The sequence below is a fragment of the Streptomyces sp. NPDC107654 genome (assembly GCF_055639035.1).
Genome location: NZ_JBVKBI010000054.1, coordinates 1 through 4,607, shown reverse-complemented (window position 1 = coordinate 4,607; position 4,607 = coordinate 1). Strand labels below are relative to the sequence as shown.

Sequence of the window (4,607 nt, the reverse complement as noted above, 5' to 3'; positions counted from 1 at the left end):
CGGGCCGCCGGGCTTCCGGGTGTGTCGTTGGCGTGGGGTCTGTGGGAGCAGGCCACCGGCATGACCGCCCACCTCGACACCGCCGACCAGGCCCGCCTGAACCGCGGCGGATTCCAGGCGATCGCCCCCGGTGAGGGACTGGACCTCTTCGACGCGGCCCTGCGCACCGGTGACAGCCTCCTCGTCCCGATCAAGCTGGACCTGAGGGCGATACGCGCCGAGGCCGCGGCCGGCGGCGGGATACCGTCCCTGCTGCGCACACTGATCCCGCACAGTCGGCGCGCCGCCGCCCGTATCGCCGCCGGACGCGGCAGCGGCCTGGCCGGCCGGCTCGCGGGCCTGACCCCGGCCGAGCAGGAGACCCTGCTCCTGGACCTGGTCCGCACCCACGTCGCGACCGTGCTCGGTCACAGCGGCCCCGACAAGGTCAAGGCCGACAAGGCGTTCAAGGACGCCGGCTTCGACTCCCTCACCGCCGTCCAACTGCGCAACCGGCTCCGCGAGACCACCCGGCTCAGCCTCCCCGCCACCCTCGTCTACGACTACCCGACCCCGCTGGCGCTCGCCCGCTTCCTCCGCGACGAGCTGGACGGGCTGAACGGACTGAACGGCAACGCCACCGGCGCGGCGGCCCCCACGGTCGTCTTGGCCGACCCGGACGAGCCGATCGCCGTCGTGGGCATGGCCTGCCGCCTGCCCGGCGGAGTCAACAGTCCCGAGGAACTGTGGCGGTTGGTGGCCGAGGGCCGCGACGCCATCTCCGGATTCCCCGCCGACCGCGGCTGGGACGTGGACGACATCTTCGACACCGACCCCGACAAGGCCGGCACCTCGTACGTCGACCAGGGCGGCTTCCTGCACGAGGCGGGCTCGTTCGACGCAGGGTTCTTCGGGATCTCCCCGCGTGAGGCGCTGGCGATGGACCCGCAGCAGCGGCTCCTCCTCGAAACGTCCTGGGAGGCCCTGGAACGGGCCGGCGTCGACCCGTCCGCGCTGAAGGGCACCGACGTCGGCGTGTTCTCCGGTGTGATGACCCAGGGTTACGGCATCGGCGGAGACATCCCGCCCGAGCTGGGCGGCTTCACGGCCACCGGCTCCGCGGTGAGCGTGGCCTCGGGACGGGTCTCGTACGCCTTGGGCTTCGAGGGTCCCGCCGTCACCGTGGACACCGCCTGCTCCTCCTCCCTGGTCGCCATGCACCTGGCCGCCCAGGCCCTGCGGGGCGGCGAGTGCTCCCTCGCACTCGCCGGCGGCGCGACCATCATGGCGACCCCGGGCACCTTCGTGGAGTTCTCCCGGCAACGGGCCCTCGCCCCCGACGGCCGCTGCAAGGCCTTCTCCTCGACCGCGGACGGCACCGGCTGGGCCGAGGGCGTCGGCGTGATCGTCCTGGAACGCCTCTCGGAGGCGCGCCGCAAGGGTCACCGGGTCCTCGCCGTGCTGCGCGGCAGCGCGATCAACCAGGACGGCGCCTCCAACGGCCTGACCGCCCCCAACGGCCCCTCGCAGCAGCGGGTCATCCGCCGGGCGCTGTCGGCGGCCGGGCTCACCGCGCCCGAGGTCGACGCGGTGGAGGCCCACGGCACGGGTACCGCTCTCGGCGACCCGATCGAGGCCCAGGCCCTGCTGGCGACCTACGGCCGAGACCGCGAAGAGCCCCTGTGGCTGGGCTCGGTGAAGTCCAACATCGGCCACACGCAGGCCGCCGCCGGTGTCGCCGGCGTCATCAAGATGGTGGAGGCACTACGGCACGGCGTCCTCCCCCCGACCCTGCACGTGGCCGAACCCACCCCGCAGGTCGACTGGTCGGCCGGCGCCGTCGAACTGCTCACCGAGGCCCGACAGTGGCCGGAGACCGGCCGTCCGCGCCGCGTCGGCGTCTCCTCCTTCGGCCTCAGCGGCACCAACGCCCACCTCATCTTCGAGCAGGCCCCGGAAGAGCCCGCCGCTCCCCGCGAGCCGCATGACGGAGTGGTTCCGCTGGTGGTCTCGGCGGCGTCGGAGGGTTCGCTGTCCGGTCAGGCGGAGCGACTGGCCGCGTTCGTCGGTGACACGGACGCCTCGCCGACGGAGGTCGCGGGTGCTCTGGTGCGGCGGCGGGCGGTGCTGTCGGAGCGGGCCGTGGTGGTCGCCGGGTCGCGGGAGGAGGCGGTGGCCGGGCTTGCCGCGTTGGCGGGCGGCGAGGGCAGTCCCGTCGTGGTGCGCGGTGGTGCGGGGACGCCTGGCCGTACGGTTCTGGTGTTCCCGGGTCAGGGGTCGCAGTGGCTGGGGATGGGCCGGGAACTGCTGCAGTCCTCGCCGGTGTTCGCGGAGCGGGTCGGGGAGTGCGCCCGGGCCTTGGAGCCGTGGGTGGACTGGGACCTGACGGCCGTCCTGCGCGGTGATGTCGATCTGCTGGACCGGGTGGACGTCGTGCAGCCGGCGAGTTTCGCGGTGATGGTCGCTCTGGCGGCGGTGTGGGTGTCGGTGGGTGTCGTGCCGGACGCGGTGGTCGGTCACTCCCAGGGCGAGATCGCCGCCGCTTGCGTGGCCGGGGCGTTGTCGCTGGAGGATGCGGCGCGGATCGTGGCCGTACGCAGTCAGGTGATCGCGGGGGAGTTGGCGGGGCGGGGCGGTATGGCGTCGGTGGCGCTGTCCAAGGACGAGACAGCCGCGCGGATTGCCGCCTGGGGCAGGCGGGTTGAGGTTGCGGCGGTCAACAGCCCGACATCTGTGGTGATCGCCGGTGACGCCGAGGCGTTGGACGAGGCGCTGGCCGCGTTGGAGGCCGACGGTGTCCGGGTCCGGCGGGTCGCGGTGGACTACGCCTCGCACACCCGTCATGTCGAGGCGATCGAAAGGTCGTTGGCGGAGGCGTTCGCCGACATCCACGGCCAGGCGCCGCTGGTGCCGTTCTTCTCCACGGTCACCGGTGAGTGGGTACGCGAGGCGGGCGTGCTCGACGGCGGTTACTGGTACCGCAACCTGCGCAACCAGGTCCGTTTCGGCCCGGCTGTCGAGGCGCTCCTCGCCGAGGGTCACACGGTGTTCGTCGAGTCCAGCGCCCACCCGGTCCTCGTCCAGCCGGTCAACGAGATCGTGGACGAGGCGGCGGGGGAGTCCGACACGGTTGTCACCGGCTCGCTGCGGCGCGAAGAAGGCGGGCTTCGGCGGCTGTTGATGTCGATGGCCGCGGTGTTCGTCAAGGGCGTGGCGGTCGACTGGACGGCCGTGCTGCCCGAAGGCAGCGGCGGCGCGCAGGTGGACCTGCCGACGTACGCGTTCGACCACCGGCATTACTGGCTGAAGCCCAGCCCCGCGGCGGACGCCGCCTCGCTCGGGCAGACCGGTACCGATCATCCTCTGCTCGGCGCGGTGGTCCAAGTGCCGGAGACGGGAGGCGTGCTGTGCACGTCCCGGTTGTCTCTGCGCACGCACCCGTGGCTGGCGGACCACGCGGTGGGCGGCGCGGTGCTCGTGCCCGGTACCGGGCTGGTGGAGCTGGCCGTGCGGGCCGGTGACGAGGTCGGGTGCGGGATCCTGGAGGAACTGGTCATCGAGGCCCCGCTGGTGCTGCCGGAGCAGGGCGGGGTACGCGTCCAGGTCGCCGTCGGCGGCCCGGAGGAGACGGGGACCCGCACGGTCGCCGTGTACTCGGCACCGGAGGACCCCACCGGGGACATCGGCGTCGACGCCTGGACCCGGCACGCCGCCGGCACCCTGACCGCGTCGGCGGCGGCCGACCCCGCCGAGCCGGTCGCCGACCTCGCCGTGTGGCCGCCGACCGGCGCACGGCAGGTGGACGTCTCCGGCGGCTACGAGCTGCTGGCCGAGGCAGGCTACGGCTACGGGCCGGTCTTCCAGGGCGTACGAGCCCTGTGGCGGCGTGGTGACGACCTCTTCGCCGAGGTCGCCGTGCCCGAGGACCAGCGGGCCGGCGCCGCCCGGTTCGGCATCCACCCGGCGCTGCTCGACGCCGCGCTGCACCCCGCGATGCTTGATGTGGCGCTCGCCGACCCCGAGGGCGAGAACCGCACCGACGACGGGAACGGTGTCCACCTCCCGTTCGGCTGGAACGGGCTGCGCCTGCACGCGGCCGGCGCCTCGGCGCTGCGCGTACGCCTCACCCGGTCCGCGCCCGACTCCCTGTCCCTCGACGCGGCGGACGAGACCGGCGCGCCGGTGCTCACACTGCGCTCGCTGGTCTCCCGGGCCGTCTCCGCCGACCAGCTCGGCGCGGCGGCCGACGACAGCCGGCAGTCCCTGTACCGCGTCGACTGGACGGAGCTGCCCGGGACCACGGAACCGGGCACCGACCTGCCGCCCGCCTGGGTCCCGATCACCGAGCCCGCGCATGTGGCCGCGCTGACCGACGGCTCGGGCGTGCCCCCGGTGGTGGTGCTGGAAGCCGGCCGTACCGAGACCGCGGACGACGCGGCGGCACTGGCCCTGACCGGCCGGGTGCTGGAGATCGTCCAGGCCTGGCTGGCCGGAGGACCCGGTCTGGACGCGGCCCGGCTGGTCGTCGTCACCCGGGGCGCGGTGCCCGCGGGTGGTGTGCGGTCGGTGACGGATCCGGCTGCTGCGGCGGTGTGGGGTCTGGTCCGGGTGGCGCAGGCGGAGAATCC

1 protein-coding gene is annotated in these 4,607 nt (G+C 74.0%); it reads left to right on the top strand.

The genetic code is table 11. The annotated features are described in order from the left end of the window. Positions 1-21 precede the first annotated feature (21 nt). On the top strand, positions 22-4,607 hold a 4,586-nt coding region (locus tag ACZ7N4_RS38965; protein ID WP_471368750.1), incomplete at its 3' end, for a type I polyketide synthase.